Consider the following 15,311-nt stretch of genomic DNA (forward strand, 5'->3'; position numbering starts at 1 on the left):
TTTTTCCTTAGCCACGACAGTAAACCTCTTACTTAAAGGGCTGAATCAACCTTGTTTTTTGACGAGCGTCTCGACGATATTCGCCGGAGCCTCAGCGTATTTGGAGAATTCCATGGAGTAGCTGGCGCGACCCTGAGACATGGAACGAACGTCGGTTGCATAACCGAACATTTCTCCGAGCGGAACCTCGGCGCGGATAACCTTGCCGGAGACCGAGTCTTCCATACCCTGGATCAGACCGCGACGACGGTTCAGGTCACCCATCACGTCGCCCATATAGTCCTCAGGGGTCACCACTTCGACCTTCATGATCGGCTCAAGCACCTTGCCGCCGCCCTTCTGGGCCAGCTGCTTGGTCGCCATGGAGGCGGCAACCTTGAACGCCATCTCGTTGGAGTCGACGTCATGGTAGGAGCCATCGAATACGGTCGCCTTCAGGCCGATCAGCGGATAACCGGCAACGACGCCGTTCTTCATCTGCTCTTCGATGCCCTTCTGGATCGCCGGAATGTATTCCTTCGGAACCACACCGCCCACGACTTCGTTGCTGAACACCAGACCTTCGGTGATGTTGCCCTTCTCGTCCACGTCCGGAGCCGAGAAACGGATCCAGCAATGACCGAACTGACCACGACCACCGGACTGACGAACGAACTTGCCTTCGATCTCGACACTGTCCTTGGTGATGGTTTCGCGGTAGGACACCTGCGGCTTGCCGATGTTGGCCTCGACGTTGAACTCTCGCTTCATACGGTCAACGAGGATATCCAGGTGCAGCTCACCCATACCGGAGATGATGGTCTGGCCGGTTTCTTCGTCGGTCTTGACGCGGAACGACGGGTCTTCCTGGGCCAGCTTGCCCAGCGCGATACCCATCTTCTCCTGGTCAGCCTTGGTCTTCGGCTCGACGGCCACCGAAATGACCGGCTCCGGGAAGTCCATGCGCTCGAGGATGATCGGCTTCTCGATCGAGCAGAGGGTGTCACCGGTGGTGACATCCTTCATACCGATCAGCGCGGCGATGTCGCCGGCACGGCATTCCTTGATCTCGTCGCGCTGGTTGGCGTGCATCTGCACCATCCGGCCGACGCGCTCCTTCTTGCCCTTGACCGAGTTGACCACCGAGTCACCGGAAGAAAGCACGCCCGAGTAGACACGGGTGAAGGTCAGGGTACCGACGAACGGGTCGGTCGCGATCTTGAATGCCAGCGCCGAGAACGGCTCGTCGTCGCTCGCATGACGCTCGTCGACCTGCTCCTCGTTGTCCGGGTTGACACCCTGGATCGCGGGAATCTCGGTCGGCGCCGGCAGGAAGTCGATCACGGCATCGAGAACCAGCGGCACGCCCTTGTTCTTGAACGAGGAACCGCAGACGGCCGGAACGATTTCGCAGGCGATGGTACGCTGACGCAGGCCGGCCTTGATCTCTTCGACGGACAGGTCGCCCTCTTCGAGATACTTGTTCATCAGCTCTTCGTTAGCCTCGGCAGCCGCCTCGACCATGTTGGAGCGATACTCTTCGGCCATGGCCTGCAGCTCCGCCGGAATCTCTTCCTCGCGGTAGCTGGTGCCCTTGTCGTCTTCGTTCCAGTAGATCGCCTTCATCTTGATCAGGTCGATCTGGCCTTCGAAGTTGTCTTCGGCACCAATGGCCAGCTGCACCGGCACCGGGGTATGCCCCAGACGCTGCTTGATCTGACCGACGACGCGCAGGAAGTTGGCACCCTGGCGGTCCATCTTGTTCACGTAGACGATGCGCGGCACGCCGTACTTGTTGGCCTGACGCCATACGGTCTCGGACTGCGGCTCGACACCGGAGGTACCGCAGAACACCACGACCGCACCGTCGAGCACGCGCAGCGAGCGCTCCACTTCGATGGTGAAGTCCACGTGACCGGGGGTATCGATGACGTTTACGCGATACTTGTCATACTGACCGCGCGAACCCTGCCAGAAAGTCGTGACAGCAGCGGAGGTAATGGTGATACCACGCTCCTGCTCCTGAACCATCCAGTCGGTGGTCGCTGCACCGTCATGCACCTCACCCATTTTGTGGCTGAGGCCGGTGTAGAACAGAATCCGCTCCGTCGTGGTGGTCTTGCCCGCGTCGACGTGGGCGCAGATACCGATGTTACGGTAGCGGTTGATAGGGGTAGTACGGGCCACAATAAGGTCCTCGTAAAAGTTGCGCTTGATTTAGAAGCGGTAGTGCGAGAAGGCCTTGTTGGCTTCAGCCATACGGTGCACGTCTTCGCGCTTCTTGACAGCAGCGCCTTTACCTTCAAAAGCATCCAGCAGCTCGCCGGCAAGGCGCAGCGCCATGGATTTCTCGCCACGCTTGCGCGCAGCGTCTACCAGCCAGCGCATGGCCAGCGCATTGCGACGGGAAGGACGAACTTCGACCGGAACCTGGTAGGTAGCACCGCCGACACGGCGGGACTTCACTTCGACCAGCGGAGCGATGGCATCGAGTGCTTTTTCGAAGATTTCCAGGGGGTCGCTGTTCTTGCGTTCCTTGACCTTGTCCAGCGCGCCATAAACGATACGCTCGGCAACGGCCTTCTTGCCGCTCTCCATCACGTGGTTCATGAATTTGGCCAGGATCAGACTTCCGTACTTCGGATCGTCCAGGATCTCGCGCTTGGCTGCTACACGACGTCTTGGCATTGATAAGCCCTCAAACGGTCTTCAGGTTAGCTCGGAACGGTAACGCGCAGGTTACGCCCGACCTTACTCTTATCGACTCAGATAAATAGAAATTGCTGCTTATTTCGGACGCTTGGCGCCGTACTTGGAACGACCCTGCTTGCGGTCCTTCACGCCGGAGGTATCCAGCGAACCGCGCACGGTGTGGTAACGCACACCCGGAAGGTCCTTTACACGACCGCCACGGATCAGCACCACGCTGTGCTCTTGCAGGTTATGACCTTCACCGCCGATATAGGAGGCGACTTCGTAGCCATTGGTCAGGCGAACACGGCACACCTTACGCAGTGCGGAGTTCGGTTTCTTCGGCGTGGTGGTGTACACGCGGGTGCACACGCCACGACGTTGCGGGCAGTTTTGCAGCGCAGGGACGTCGCTTTTCTCGACGACCCGCTTGCGCGGCTGACGTACCAGCTGGTTGATAGTTGCCATCTACTAGCTCCACTGTTGTCTTTCGACACAAACGAAAAATGGCAGGGCACGAAGCCCCGCCAAATTAGGGGTACGAGAGTCTAAAGAGCTTCTCGCCCACCGTCAAGGCAGGCCCCGGCTCACGCCGGGGCCCAGCACTCAGTTGCCGCTGGAGTTCAGCGCCTCGGTCAGAGCCGCTTCGACCTCATCGGCGCTCACCCGCACCGGCTTCTCGGCATCACGCTTGCGCTTGCGCTCGCTGTGATAGGCCAGGCCGGTACCGGCCGGGATCAGGCGACCCACGACCACGTTCTCCTTCAGGCCGCGCAGGTAGTCGCGCTTGCCAGTGACCGCCGCCTCGGTGAGGACGCGGGTGGTCTCCTGGAAGGAGGCCGCGGAGATGAACGATTCGGTCGACAGCGAGGCCTTGGTGATACCCAGCAGGACGCGCACGTACTTGGCGACGAACTTGTCCTCTTCGCTCAGGCGCTCGTTCTCTTCCAGCACCTGGGTCAGTTCCATCTGGTCGCCCTTGATGAAGCTGGAATCGCCCGATTCGGTGACCTCGACCTTGCGCAGCATCTGCCGCAGGATGGTCTCGATGTGCTTGTCGTTGATCTTCACACCCTGCAGGCGGTACACGTCCTGGATCTCGTTGACGATGTACTTGGCCAGCGCGCTGACGCCCAGCAGGCGCAGGATGTCGTGCGGGTTGCTCGGACCGTCGGAGATCACTTCGCCCTTGTTCACCTGTTCGCCTTCGAAGACGTTGAGGTGACGCCACTTCGGAATCAGCTCCTCGTACGGATCGCTGCCGTCGGTCGGGGTGATCACCAGGCGACGCTTGCCCTTGGTTTCCTTGCCGAAGGAGATGGTGCCGCTGATTTCCGCGAGGATCGACGGTTCCTTCGGACGACGCGCTTCGAACAGGTCGGCAACGCGCGGCAGACCACCGGTGATGTCGCGGGTCTTCGAGGTTTCCTGCGGGATACGCGCGATGACGTCACCCACGTTGATCTCGGCACCGTCCGCCACACCGACCAGTGCGTTGGCCGGCAGGAAGTACTGGGCCGGTACGTCGGTACCCGGCAGCAGCAGTTCCTTGCCACTGGCGTCGACCATCTTGATCGCCGGACGGATGTCCTTGCCGGCGGCCGGACGGTCCTTCGGATCCATCACCTCGATGTTGGTCAGACCGGTGAGCTCGTCGGTCTGGCGCTTGATGGTGATGTTCTCCTCCATGCCGACGAAGGTCACGATACCCTTCATCTCGGTCACGATCGGGTGAGTGTGCGGATCCCACTTGGCGACCACGGCGCCCGGATCGACCTTGTCGCCTTCCTTCACCGAAATCACCGCACCGTACGGCAGCTTGTAGCGCTCGCGCTCGCGGCCGAAGTCGTCGGCCACCGCCAGCTCGCCGGAACGCGACACCGCCACCAGGGCGCCGTCGGCACGCTCGACGTGCTTCAGGTTGTGCAGACGGATGGTGCCGCCATTCTTCACCAGCACGTTGTCGACCGCCGAGGTCCGGCTCGCCGCACCACCGATGTGGAAGGTACGCATGGTCAGCTGGGTACCCGGCTCACCGATCGACTGCGCCGCGATGACACCCACGGCCTCGCCGATGTTGACCTGATGCCCGCGGGCCAGATCACGACCGTAGCACTTGGCGCAGATGCCGTAGCGGGTTTCACAGGAGATCGGCGAACGCACGATCACTTCGTCGATGCTGTTCAGCTCGATGAAATCGACCCACTGCTCGTCGATCAGAGTACCCGCCGGAACCAGCACTTCCTCGGTGCCGGGCTTGAACACGTCGCGTGCGATCACGCGACCGAGCACACGCTCACCCAGCGGCTCGACCACGTCGCCACCTTCGATGTGCGGCGTCATGTGCAGACCCTGCTCGGTGCCGCAATCGATCTCGGTCACCACCAGATCCTGCGCGACGTCAACCAGACGACGGGTCAGGTAACCGGAGTTCGCGGTCTTCAGTGCGGTATCCGCCAGACCCTTACGCGCACCGTGAGTGGAGATGAAGTACTGCAGTACGTTCAGACCTTCACGGAAGTTCGCGGTGATCGGCGTCTCGATGATCGAGCCGTCCGGCTTGGCCATCAGGCCGCGCATACCGGCGAGCTGGCGAATCTGTGCGGCGGAACCCCGCGCACCGGAGTCGGCCATCATGTACATCGAGTTGAACGAGTCCTGCTCGGCTTCTTTGCCCTCGCGGTCGATGACCTTCTCCTTCGAGAGGTTGGCCATCATCGCCTTGGACACTTCGTCGTTGGCCTTGGACCAGAGGTCGATCACCTTGTTGTACTTCTCGCCCTGGGTTACCAGGCCGGAAGCGTACTGGCTCTCGATCTCCTTCACTTCCTCGGTGGCGGCGTCGATGATGCGCGCCTTCTCCTCGGGGATGACGAAGTCGTTCACGCCGATCGACACACCGGAGATGGTCGAGTAGGCGAAACCGGTGTACATCAGCTGGTCGGCGAAGATGACGGTGTCCTTCAGACCCACCGTGCGGTAGCACAGGTTGATCAGCTTGGAGATCGCCTTCTTCTTCATCGGCTGGTTGACCACGTCGAAAGCCAGGCCGGCCGGCACGATCTGGAACAGCAGCGCACGGCCGACGGTGGTGTCGACGATGCGGGTGTTCTTCACCAGGCCGCCGTCCTTCTGCTTGACGGTCTCGTTGATGCGCACCTTGACCTTGGCATGCAGGGACGCTTCGCCGGCACGGAACACACGGTCGACTTCCTGCAGGTCGGCGAACACGCGACCTTCGCCCTTGGCGTTGATCGCTTCGCGGGTCATGTAGTACAGACCCAGCACCACGTCCTGCGACGGCACGATGATCGGCTCGCCGTTGGCCGGGGACAGGATGTTGTTGGTCGACATCATCAGCGCGCGCGCTTCCAGCTGGGCCTCGAGGGTCAGCGGCACGTGCACGGCCATCTGGTCACCGTCGAAGTCGGCGTTGTACGCGGCACAGACCAGCGGGTGCAGCTGGATGGCTTTACCTTCGATCAGTACCGGCTCGAACGCCTGGATGCCCAGACGGTGCAGAGTCGGTGCGCGGTTGAGCAGCACGGGATGTTCGCGGATGACCTCGGCGAGCACGTCCCACACCTCGGGCAGTTCGCGCTCGACCATCTTCTTGGCCGCCTTGATGGTGGTGGCCATGCCGCGCATTTCCAGCTTGCCGAAGATGAACGGCTTGAACAGCTCGAGAGCCATCTTCTTCGGCAGGCCGCACTGGTGCAGACGCAGGGTCGGGCCCACGGTGATCACGGAACGGCCGGAGTAGTCCACGCGCTTGCCGAGCAGGTTCTGACGGAAACGACCCTGCTTGCCCTTGATCATGTCGGCCAGGGACTTCAGCGGGCGCTTGTTCGAACCGGTGATGGCACGGCCGCGACGACCGTTGTCCAGCAGCGCGTCGACGGCCTCCTGCAGCATGCGCTTTTCGTTGCGCACGATGATGTCCGGCGCCGACAGGTCGAGCAGGCGCTTGAGACGGTTGTTGCGGTTGATCACGCGACGATACAGGTCGTTCAGATCCGACGTCGCGAAGCGACCGCCATCCAGCGGAACCAGCGGACGCAGATCCGGCGGCAGTACCGGCAGCACGGTCAGGATCATCCACTCCGGCAGGTTGCCCGAGCCATGGAAGGCTTCCATCAGCTTCAGGCGCTTGGAGAGCTTCTTGATCTTGGTTTCCGAGTTGGTCTGCGGAATCTCTTCGCGCAGGCGGCCGATCTCGTGCTCCAGGTCGATCTGGATCAGCAGTTCACGCACCGCCTCGGCGCCCATGCGGGCATCGAAGTCGTCGCCGAACTCTTCCAGCGCTTCGAAGTACTGCTCGTCGTTCAGCAACTGGCCCTTTTCCAGGGTGGTCATGCCCGGATCGATCACCACGTAGCTCTCGAAATAGAGCACGCGCTCGATATCGCGCAGGGTCATGTCCAGCAGCAGGCCGATACGCGACGGCAGCGACTTCAGGAACCAGATGTGAGCGACCGGCGAGGCCAGCTCGATGTGCGCCATGCGCTCGCGGCGCACCTTGGCCAGCGCGACTTCCACGCCGCACTTCTCGCAGATCACGCCACGGTGCTTGAGGCGCTTGTACTTGCCGCACAGGCACTCGTAGTCCTTGACCGGGCCAAAGATCTTGGCGCAGAACAGGCCGTCACGCTCGGGCTTGAACGTACGGTAGTTGATGGTCTCCGGCTTCTTCACTTCACCGAAGGACCAGGAACGGATCATCTCGGGCGAAGCCAGGGCAATCTTGATGGCATCGAACTCTTCGATTTGACCTGGTTTTTCAACAGATTCAGCAAGTCTTTCAAGGCCTTTCCTCCTCACGGACCTGCGGCAGCCGCTGACGCCGGGTGCCGCACAGGCGGTGCGTGGTTATTCGGTTTCCAGATCGATATCGATACCGAGCGAGCGGATCTCTTTGATCAACACGTTGAAGGATTCCGGCATGCCGGCCTCCATGCGGTGATCGCCGTCCACGATGTTCTTGTACATCTTGGTCCGCCCGTTCACGTCGTCCGACTTGACCGTGAGCATTTCCTGCAGGGTATACGCGGCGCCATAGGCCTCCAGGGCCCAGACCTCCATCTCCCCGAAACGCTGACCACCGAACTGCGCCTTGCCGCCCAGCGGCTGCTGGGTGACCAGGCTGTAGGAACCGGTGGAACGCGCGTGCATCTTGTCGTCGACCAGGTGATTCAGCTTGAGCATGTACATGTAGCCGACGGTGGTGGTGCGCTCGAACTTGTTGCCAGTGCGCCCATCGAACAGCTGCATCTGGCCGCTTTCCGGCAGATCGGCCAGCTTCAGCATGGCCTTGATCTCGCGCTCCTTGGCACCGTCGAATACCGGGGTCGCCATCGGCACGCCCTTGCGCAGGTTGTTCGCCAGGTCCAGCACTTCCTGATCGCTCAGGTCATCCAGGCTCTCTTGGCGTCCGCCGATCTCGTTGTAGATCTCGTGCAGGAACTTGCGCAGCTCGGCGACCTTGCGCTGCTCTTCGAGCATCAGGTTGATCTTCTCGCCCAGGCCCTTGGCCGCAAGGCCCAGGTGGGTTTCGAGGATCTGACCGACGTTCATACGCGACGGTACACCCAGCGGGTTCAGCACGATGTCCACCGGCGTGCCGTTGGCGTCATGCGGCATGTCTTCGACCGGCATGATCACCGAGACGACACCCTTGTTACCGTGACGACCGGCCATCTTGTCGCCCGGCTGGATGCGACGCTTGATGGCCAGGTAGACCTTGACGATCTTCAGCACGCCCGGTGCCAGGTCGTCGCCCTGCTGCAGCTTGCGCTTCTTGTCCTCGAATTTGTCGTCGAGCAGCTGACGGCGGTCGGAGAGATAGGCCTGGGCCTTCTCCAGCTGCTCGTTCAGCGCGTCTTCGGCCATGCGCAGCTTGAACCACTGGCTGTGCTCCAACCCGTCGAGAATCTCGTCGCTGATCACCGCGCCCTTCTTCAGACCGGCACCGCCCTCGGCGGTCGCGCCGACCAATGCCGAGCGCAGACGCTCGAAGGTCGCGCCTTCGACGATGCGGAATTCCTCGTTGAGGTCCTTGCGGATCTCGTCGAGCTGCATCTTCTCGATGGCCAGCGCACGGGAGTCGCGCTCGACGCCGTCGCGGATGAACACCTGCACGTCGATGACGGTGCCCTTGGTGCCGGTCGGCACGCGCAGGGAGGTGTCCTTCACGTCGGAGGCCTTCTCACCGAAGATCGCGCGCAGCAGCTTCTCTTCCGGGGTCAGCTGGGTCTCGCCCTTCGGCGTGACCTTGCCGACCAGGATGTCGCCTGGGCCGACTTCGGCGCCGACGTAGACGATACCGGCCTCGTCCAGCTTGTTCAGCGCAGCCTCACCCACGTTCGGGATGTCCGCGGTGATTTCCTCTGGGCCGAGCTTGGTGTCGCGCGACACACAGGTCAGTTCCTGGATATGGATAGTGGTGAAACGGTCTTCCTGAACCACACGCTCCGAGAGGAGGATGGAGTCCTCGAAGTTGTAGCCGTTCCACGGCATGAACGCGACGCGCATGTTCTGCCCCAACGCCAGCTCACCCATGTCAGTGGACGGACCATCGGCCATGATGTCGCCACGCGCCACCACGTCACCCTTGCGCACCAGCGGACGCTGGTTGATGCAGGTGTTCTGGTTGGAACGGGTGTACTTGGTCAGGTTGTAGATGTCGACACCCGCTTCGCCGGTCTCGACCTCGTCGTCACGCACGCGCACGACGATGCGGCTGGCATCGACCGAGTCGATCACGCCGCCGCGACGGGCCACGACGCAGACACCGGAGTCGCGCGCCACGTTGCGCTCCATGCCGGTACCGACCAGCGGCTTGTCCGAACGCAGGGTCGGCACGGCCTGACGCTGCATGTTGGAACCCATCAGTGCACGGTTGGCGTCGTCGTGCTCGAGGAACGGAATCAGCGAAGCAGCGACGGAAACGACCTGCTTCGGCGAGACGTCCATCAGGGTCACGTCTTCCGGTGCCTTGACGGTGAATTCGTTCAGGTGACGTACAGCCACCAACTCGTCAACCAGCTTGCGACCGTCCAGCTTGGCGCTGGCCTGGGCGATGACGTGGTCGGCTTCTTCGATCGCCGAGAGGAACACGATCTCGTCGGTGACTTCGCCGTCCTTGACCACGCGGTACGGGCTTTCCAGGAAGCCGTACTGGTTGGTGCGGGCATAGGCGGCCAGCGAGTTGATCAGACCGATGTTCGGACCTTCAGGGGTTTCGATCGGGCAGACGCGACCGTAGTGGGTCGGGTGTACGTCACGCACCTCGAAGCCGGCACGCTCACGGGTCAGACCGCCCGGGCCAAGAGCCGAAACACGGCGCTTGTGAGTGATCTCGGAGAGCGGATTGTTCTGGTCCATGAACTGCGAGAGCTGGCTGGAACCGAAGAACTCTTTCACCGCCGCCGCAACCGGCTTGGCGTTGATCAGGTCCTGCGGCATCAGGCCTTCGCTTTCGGCCATCGACAGACGCTCTTTCACCGCGCGCTCGACGCGCACCAGACCGACGCGGAACTGGTTCTCGGCCATCTCGCCGACGCAACGCACACGACGGTTACCCAGGTGGTCGATGTCGTCGACGATGCCCTTGCCGTTACGGATGTCGACCAGGGTCTTCAGGACCGCGACGATGTCCTCGCGGCTCAGCACGCCGGAACCTTCGATCTCGGTACGACCGATGCGGCGGTTGAACTTCATCCGGCCAACGGCCGACAGGTCGTAACGCTCGGCGGCGAAGAACAGGTTGTTGAACAGCGTCTCGGCGGCGTCCTTGGTCGGCGGCTCGCCCGGGCGCATCATGCGGTAGATCTCGACCAGCGCTTCGAGCTGATTGGTGGTCGAATCGATCTTCAGCGTGTCGGAAATGAACGGACCACAATCGATGTCGTTGGTGTACAGCGTCTCGAAGCGTACGACCTGCGCCTTGACGATCTTCGCCATGACGTCGACGGTCAGCTCGGTGTTGCACTCGGCGATGATCTCGCCGGTGGCCGGATGCACGACAGCCTTGGCCACGGTGCGGCCCAGCACGTACTCCATCGGCATCTCGAGCTCTTTGATGCCGGACTTGTCGAGCTGGTTGATGTGGCGAGCGGTGATGCGACGGCCCTGCTCGACGATGACCTTGCCGCTGTCATCCTTGATGTCGAAGGTGGCGATCTCGCCACGCAGACGCTGCGGCACCAGTTCCAGCGCCAGGGTCTCGCCCTTCACGTGGAAGATGTTGGTGTCGTAGAACTGCTCGAGGATTTCCTCGGTGCTGTAGTTCAGCGCGCGCAGCAGTACCGACGCCGGCAGTTTGCGGCGACGATCGATACGAACGAACACGGCGTCCTTCGGATCGAACTCGAAGTCCAGCCAGGAGCCGCGGTAGGGAATGATGCGCGCGGAGTACAGCAGCTTGCCCGAACTGTGGGTCTTGCCGCGGTCATGATCGAAGAATACGCCCGGCGAGCGGTGCAGCTGGGAAACGATCACACGCTCGGTACCGTTGATGATGAAGGTACCGTTCTCGGTCATCAGGGGGATTTCCCCCATGTAGACTTCCTGCTCCTTGATGTCCTTGATGGCCTTGTTCGACGATTCTTTGTCGAAAATGATCAGGCGCACCTTCACCCGCAGCGGTACCGCGAAGGTCACGCCGCGCAGGACACATTCCTTGACATCGAAGGCCGGCTCGCCCAGGCGGTAGCCGACGTATTCCAGCGCTGCATTGCCGGAATAGCTGATAATCGGGAAAACGGATTTGAAGGCTGCATGCAAGCCAATATCGCGGAACTGATCTTTGGTCGCTCCCGCCTGCAGGAATTCGCGATACGAATCCAGCTGGATGGCCAAAAGATACGGCACGTCCATCACGTGCGGTAACTTGCTAAAGTCCTTGCGGATACGTTTTTTCTCAGTGTATGAGTAAGCCATCAGCGTTCCCCAGCTTGGTCACCTGCTTGTTGGCCTCTCCCGACGGGAGCTGCCAGAAAATCGTGCGAATCCCTTGATTCGCGCCACCCAGGGGGTGGTTTTTATTCCCGCGGAAGCGCCGGCATCGCCAGCTTTCCATAACGGAAAAAGGCCGGTGGCAAAAGCCACCAGCCGTCAGCCTTACGCGAGTCGCTCCGGCTGTAGACGCAAGGTCTTCGCTTACTTGAGCTCGACTTTGGCGCCTGCTTCTTCCAGAGCCTTCTTGGCCGCTTCGGCCTCTTCCTTGGAAACGCCTTCCTTGACCACGCCCGGGGCGCCGTCAACGACAGCCTTGGCTTCTTTCAGGCCCAGGCCGGTCAGCTCGCGTACCGCCTTGATCACGTTCACTTTCTTGTCGCCGGCTTCGGCCAGGACGATGGTGAACTCGGTCTGCTCTTCTACAGCAGCAGCAGCCGGGCCAGCAGCAGCAACGGTAGCGGCAGCAGCGGTAACACCGAACTTCTCTTCCATTGCCTTGATCAGTTCAACAACCTGCATCACGGACATTTCGGAAACGGCGTTGATGATATCTTCGTTGGTCAGAGCCATGACTCTAATTCCTGTATATAGGTGACGGCCTGCGGCCATCTAATTCAAAAAGAGATTCGAAAGGGTCGTGCGCGCCTTAGGCGGCAGCGGCTTCTTTCTGGTCGCGAACGGCCGCCAGAGTACGAGCCAGCTTGCTGGTGGCGCCCTGGATCACGCTCATCAGCTGGGAAACGGCTTCGTCGTAGGTCGGCAGAGTTGCCAGTACGTCGATCTGGTTGGCTGCGAGGAACTGACCCTCGAACGCAGCGGCCTTGATCTCGAACTTGTCCTGACCCTTGGAGAACTCCTTGAAGATACGAGCGGCAGCGCCCGGATGTTCGTTGGAGAATGCAATCAGGGTCGGGCCTTTGAACACGTCGTTGAGCACATCGAACTGAGTGCCATCAACGGCGCGACGCAGCAGGGTGTTACGCACGACACGCACGTACACGCCAGCTTCGCGGGCCTCTTTACGGAGTCCGGTCATGGCCCCCACGGTCACGCCACGGGCATCGGCCACGACAGCGGACAGGGCAGCTTTGGCAGCCTCGTTGACTTCAGCGACGATGGCCTTCTTGTCTTCGAGTTTGATTGCCACGGGTTTCACTCCTGGATGTTACCGGTTCATCCGGTCGAGACCGGACGGGTTTTGGTGTCTGATTCGGTACGAATCGGGAGCACCTCTGCGTAGGCTTGAGGTTTAAGGCTCGCGCCGCCTACGGTCTTGGATAGCCCCCGCCAGGCAGGGACCCCAATCTTGCAGACCGCCCCGCGAACGGGGCGGCTTGTGTCTTACGCTTCCAGGGAAGCCTGATCGATGACCAGTCCCGGGCCCATGGTGGTGCTCAGGGTAACGCGCTTGACGTAGATACCTTTGGAGGTGGACGGCTTCAGGCGCTTCAGATCGGAAAGCAGCGCTTCGACGTTCTGCTTCAGCTGAACGGCCTCGAAACCGACCTTGCCCACGGAGGTGTGGATGATGCCGTTCTTGTCGGTACGGAAACGCACCTGACCGGCCTTGGCATTCTTCACCGCAGTGGCGACGTCCGGAGTCACGGTGCCGACCTTGGGGTTCGGCATCAGGCCGCGCGGGCCGAGGATCTGGCCCAGCTGACCGACGACACGCATCGCGTCCGGGGAAGCGATCACCACGTCGTAGTTCAGGTCGCCACCTTTCATTTCGGCAGCCAGTTCGTCCATACCGACACGATCGGCACCAGCGGCCAGTGCAGCTTCGGCACCCGCGCCTGAGTGAACACGGCAACCCGCACGGTCTTGCCGGTGCCGTTCGGCAGCACGGTTGCACCGCGCACGACCTGGTCGGATTTACGCGGATCGACGCCGAGGTTGATGGCGATATCGAACGACTCGGTGAATTTCACCGCCGACAGATCGGCCAGCAGCTTGGCTGCATCTTCGAAGGCGTACTGCTTGCCGGCTTCGACTTTCTCGGCGATTGCTTCTGGCGCTTGGTCAACTTAGCCATTACACACCCTCCACGGTCAGGCCCATGCTGCGCGCGGAACCGGCGATGGTCCGAACGGCAGCTTCCATTTCGGCAGCGGTCAGATCGGCCTGCTTGGTCTTGGCGATCTCTTCCAGCTGGGCACGGGTAACGGTGCCGACCTTCTGGGTGTTGGGACGAGCGGAGCCACTGGTGATACCGGCCGCCTTCTTCAGCAGCACGGCTGCCGGAGTGCTCTTGGTTTCAAAAGTGAAGCTGCGATCGCTGTATACGGTGATGATCACCGGAGTTGGCAGACCGGGCTCCTGGCCCTGGGTCTTGGCGTTGAACGCCTTACAGAACTCCATGATGTTCACGCCATGCTGGCCCAGTGCAGGGCCAACCGGCGGCGACGGGTTGGCCTGACCGGCCTTTACCTGAAGCTTGATATAAGCTTGAATCTTCTTAGCCATATTTACTCCGTTACGGGTTTTAGCGCCTCGCGGCTCCCCATTGCTTATTTATCCCAGTGACGACAAAACCCCGCAGCCAGCAGCTGCGGGGTGTGGGATGCTTTACTCAGCTAGACCTTCTCGACCTGGCTGAACTCCAGCTCTACCGGGGTAGAGCGACCGAAAATGAGCACCGCAACCTGGATCCGGCTCTTTTCGTAGTTGACCTCTTCGACCACCCCATTGAAATCGGCGAACGGCCCATCGGCAACACGCACGACCTCACCCGGCTCGAACAGCGTCTTCGGCTTCGGCTTGTCACCACTGTCGGCAACACGACGCAGAATCGCCTCAGCCTCTTTGTCGGTGATGGGCGCCGGCTTGTCTGCCGTACCACCAATGAAACCCATCACTCGCGGGGTATCCTTGACGAGGTGCCAAGTGCCCTCGTTCATCTCCATCTGCACGAGAACGTAGCCCGGGAAGAATTTGCGCTCACTCTTGCGCTTCTGCCCGTTACGCATTTCGACCACTTCTTCAGTGGGAACCAGAATCTCGCCGAACTCATCTTCCATGCCGGCAAGCTTGACGCGCTCGATCAGCGAGCGCATGACGTGCTTCTCGTAACCCGAGTAAGCATGCACAACATACCAACGCTTAGCCACGAGACACCCTTAACCAACAACCATGGAAACCAGCCAACCCAGCAGGGTATCAAGCCCCCACAACAACAACGCCATAACCAGGACCACGACGACAACGATCAAGGTGGTCTGAGTGGTTTCTTGACGGGTCGGCCAAACGACTTTGCGAATCTCTACACGCGCCTCTTTCAGCAACGCGAAGAAAGAACGCCCCCGGGAGGTCTGCAGAGCAACCAGCGCAGCTACCGCACCAATCGCAAGCACCGCCAGGACTCGATACAGAATCGGCTCAGCGGAGTAGTATTGATTACCGACGACGGCAACAACCACCAAAGCAGCCACAACAAGCCACTTCACCAGATCGAAGCGCGTGTCTTTGGCTTCAGCTTTGATATTCATCTGCTAGAACCTTGTAAAGACTGCCAAATTTCGATATTGAAATTGGCAGGCCAGGAGGGAATCGAACCCCCAACCTGCGGTTTTGGAGACCGCCGCTCTGCCAATTGAGCTACTGGCCTAGAAAGAGTCAGGCCGACTATTATGCCGACCTGCTTCAAACAGATCAATCGTTATTCGACGATCTTGGCAACCACA

General features: G+C 60.8%; 9 protein-coding genes, 1 tRNA gene and 2 pseudogenes. All 12 read right to left on the bottom strand.

Features of this window, described 5'->3' with window-relative positions; translation table 11 throughout:
- Positions 1-45: 45 nt before the first annotated feature.
- The 12 genes and pseudogenes from fusA to BAY1663_RS19555 all read right to left on the bottom strand — a co-directional run bounded on the left by fusA (position 46) and on the right by BAY1663_RS19555 (position 15,235).
- A complete protein-coding gene (gene fusA, locus BAY1663_RS19500; RefSeq protein ID WP_037044005.1) occupies positions 46-2,166 on the bottom strand; it encodes an elongation factor G in 2,121 nt (706 codons plus the stop codon).
- 30 nt (positions 2,167-2,196) lie between these two features.
- Entirely contained in the window at positions 2,197-2,667 is a 471-nt protein-coding gene (rpsG, locus tag BAY1663_RS19505) for a 30S ribosomal protein S7 (protein WP_003297695.1), read from the bottom strand.
- A 99-nt stretch (positions 2,668-2,766) separates the two neighbouring features.
- Entirely contained in the window at positions 2,767-3,138 is a 372-nt protein-coding gene (rpsL, locus tag BAY1663_RS19510) for a 30S ribosomal protein S12 (protein ID WP_003280832.1), read from the bottom strand.
- A gap of 138 nt (positions 3,139-3,276) precedes the next feature.
- Positions 3,277-7,475: pseudogene (gene rpoC / locus BAY1663_RS19515) on the bottom strand (DNA-directed RNA polymerase subunit beta').
- 64 nt (positions 7,476-7,539) lie between these two features.
- Positions 7,540-11,610: a DNA-directed RNA polymerase subunit beta gene (rpoB, locus tag BAY1663_RS19520; protein ID WP_037044006.1), complete on the bottom strand. Its 4,071-nt coding sequence runs from the start codon at positions 11,608-11,610 to the stop codon at positions 7,540-7,542.
- A 219-nt stretch (positions 11,611-11,829) separates the two neighbouring features.
- Complete coding sequence (rplL, locus tag BAY1663_RS19525) at positions 11,830-12,198, bottom strand: 50S ribosomal protein L7/L12 (protein ID WP_003297700.1); 369 nt, start codon at positions 12,196-12,198, stop codon at positions 11,830-11,832.
- Positions 12,199-12,274: 76 nt separating this feature from the next.
- Entirely contained in the window at positions 12,275-12,775 is a 501-nt protein-coding gene (gene rplJ, locus BAY1663_RS19530; RefSeq protein WP_037044008.1) for a 50S ribosomal protein L10, read from the bottom strand.
- A 194-nt stretch (positions 12,776-12,969) separates the two neighbouring features.
- A pseudogene (gene rplA / locus BAY1663_RS19535) lies at positions 12,970-13,663 on the bottom strand (50S ribosomal protein L1).
- The gene (rplK, locus tag BAY1663_RS19540) at positions 13,663-14,094 is read right to left on the bottom strand and encodes a 50S ribosomal protein L11 (protein ID WP_037044012.1); all 432 of its coding nucleotides are present in this window, start codon (positions 14,092-14,094) and stop codon (positions 13,663-13,665) included. The pseudogene rplA and the gene rplK overlap by 1 nt, the downstream one beginning before the upstream one ends.
- Positions 14,095-14,204: 110 nt before the next feature.
- The gene (gene nusG, locus BAY1663_RS19545) at positions 14,205-14,738 is read right to left on the bottom strand and encodes a transcription termination/antitermination protein NusG (RefSeq protein WP_003297703.1); all 534 of its coding nucleotides are present in this window, start codon (positions 14,736-14,738) and stop codon (positions 14,205-14,207) included.
- Positions 14,739-14,747: 9 nt separating this feature from the next.
- Positions 14,748-15,116 carry a preprotein translocase subunit SecE gene (gene secE / locus BAY1663_RS19550; protein ID WP_037044017.1) on the bottom strand — a complete coding sequence of 123 codons (369 nt, stop codon included), beginning with the start codon at positions 15,114-15,116 and terminating at the stop codon, positions 14,748-14,750.
- A gap of 43 nt (positions 15,117-15,159) precedes the next feature.
- Positions 15,160-15,235 (bottom strand) — tRNA-Trp (locus BAY1663_RS19555).
- Positions 15,236-15,311 lie beyond the last annotated feature (76 nt).

It is taken from the genome of Pseudomonas sp. BAY1663, from assembly GCF_000582595.1.
Taxonomy (GTDB): domain Bacteria; phylum Pseudomonadota; class Gammaproteobacteria; order Pseudomonadales; family Pseudomonadaceae; genus Stutzerimonas; species Stutzerimonas stutzeri_AF.